Here is a 1396-nt window from a genome sequence, read left to right as displayed (position 1 = left end):
AGAAGCATTATGGATCCATTCAAAAAGAATTGTGATCATGTGATAGATACGTCAAGAATGGATATAAAAGAAATGAAGGAGGCAATCGTCTCTATTATCAGAGGGAAGGGTTACAAACTGCCTCCGATGAGGGTTGAGATAGAGAGTTTCTCATACAGCGAAGGGATTCCTCACGATGCTAACCTGATCTTCGATGTGAGATTCCTTCCTAACCCATACTATTATGAGGATCTCATTGAACTGACGGGAATGGACAAGAAAGTTAAGGATTATCTGGAGACCTACCCTGAGATAGAAACCTACTTCTCGACTGTTTTGAAACTCTGCAGGATGACGATTGAAGGTTTCGCCGGAAGCGGTAGAAACTTCGTGAAGATAGCTGTTGGCTGCACGGGCGGCAAGCATAGATCTGTCTATATTGCAGATCGGCTGTTCGAGGAGCTCAAGACTGACAATTTAAGGCTCTCCCTTGATCATAGAGAGCAAAAGGTTCACAAAGACAATTCATGATCCATACTTTTTCATCTCTTAGCGGTGTCTTATGAGGTTGAGGGACATCAAGGTGTTTTATTTCTTATGAAAAGCTTTAGGTAATGGAGTTTAATCTTAGGAGGCGACAAAATTCCTGTGCTCCATCTTACAGATCCTTCTGATAGTATTCCTGCCCATTGCCGCACAGCCGTAAAGATTTGTTCCACCTATGGAGTGTCCTATCACAAAGAAGTTCTTGAGGCTTTTCAGCGTCATCGGTTTGTTGAGAAATCCTTTGAGGGTGTCTCTCAATCGAAAATCCTCTTTACTTCCGTATCCCCGGGCGTTTGACGTGAATCTCTCTGTGGTAATAGGTGTTGCCACATCGGTCACTTCGACGGCTTCTCCGATACCGGGAATGAATCTTTCAATGGCCTCGATTGTTCGACTGGCGATTATCGCCTTCTCTTCCTCATATTTCTTCTGATCCTTCGATAGCTCTTCCCAGTAAGAATAGTAGGTATCATACATCGCTTTAATACTGGTCTTTCCTTTCGGTGCCAGTTTCTTGTCATAGCTGTAGTTAAGAAGGTTGATTATAGAGCAGTTGTCGCCTGCAATTTCGATTGGTTCGTCAAGGAAGAAGGAAATGGCGTTCGGTTTGTCTGAAAGGTCCATGTTCACACCGAAAGATACATGCAAACCCATCATCATCCTGTCAATCGGCTTCGAATACATCGAGCGCAGCCGATCGGTGAGGTGCCGTTCATCTATCATTTTCATGAAAGTGTCATAACCGTACGCGTCTGAAATTACATAATTGGCGGAGATCTCCGTACCATTTTCAAGTCTCACTCCGACAACCTTTCCACTGTCTTCTATGACTCTCTCCACGGAGGAGTTGTAAAGTATCTCGCCTCCAAGC

At 44.1% G+C, this 1396-nt stretch carries 1 protein-coding gene and 1 pseudogene; one reads left to right on the top strand and one right to left on the bottom strand.

Annotated features, from left to right (window positions below):
• Positions 1–510, top strand: a pseudogene (locus BG32_RS01440) (RNase adapter RapZ); the annotation flags it as partial.
• 96 nt (positions 511–606) lie between these two features.
• On the opposite strand, the gene BG32_RS01435 reads toward BG32_RS01440, so the two are convergent.
• Positions 607–1396 (bottom strand): phytoene desaturase family protein (locus BG32_RS01435; protein ID WP_409072640.1); only part of this gene is annotated, 790 nt, incomplete at its 5' end.

It is taken from the genome of Mesotoga sp. HF07.pep.5.2.highcov (assembly GCF_003666285.1).
GTDB lineage: Bacteria > Thermotogota > Thermotogae > Petrotogales > Kosmotogaceae > Mesotoga > Mesotoga prima.
The sequence above is the reverse complement of the archived record's forward strand: the minus strand, read 5'-3'. Positions and strand labels throughout refer to the sequence as shown.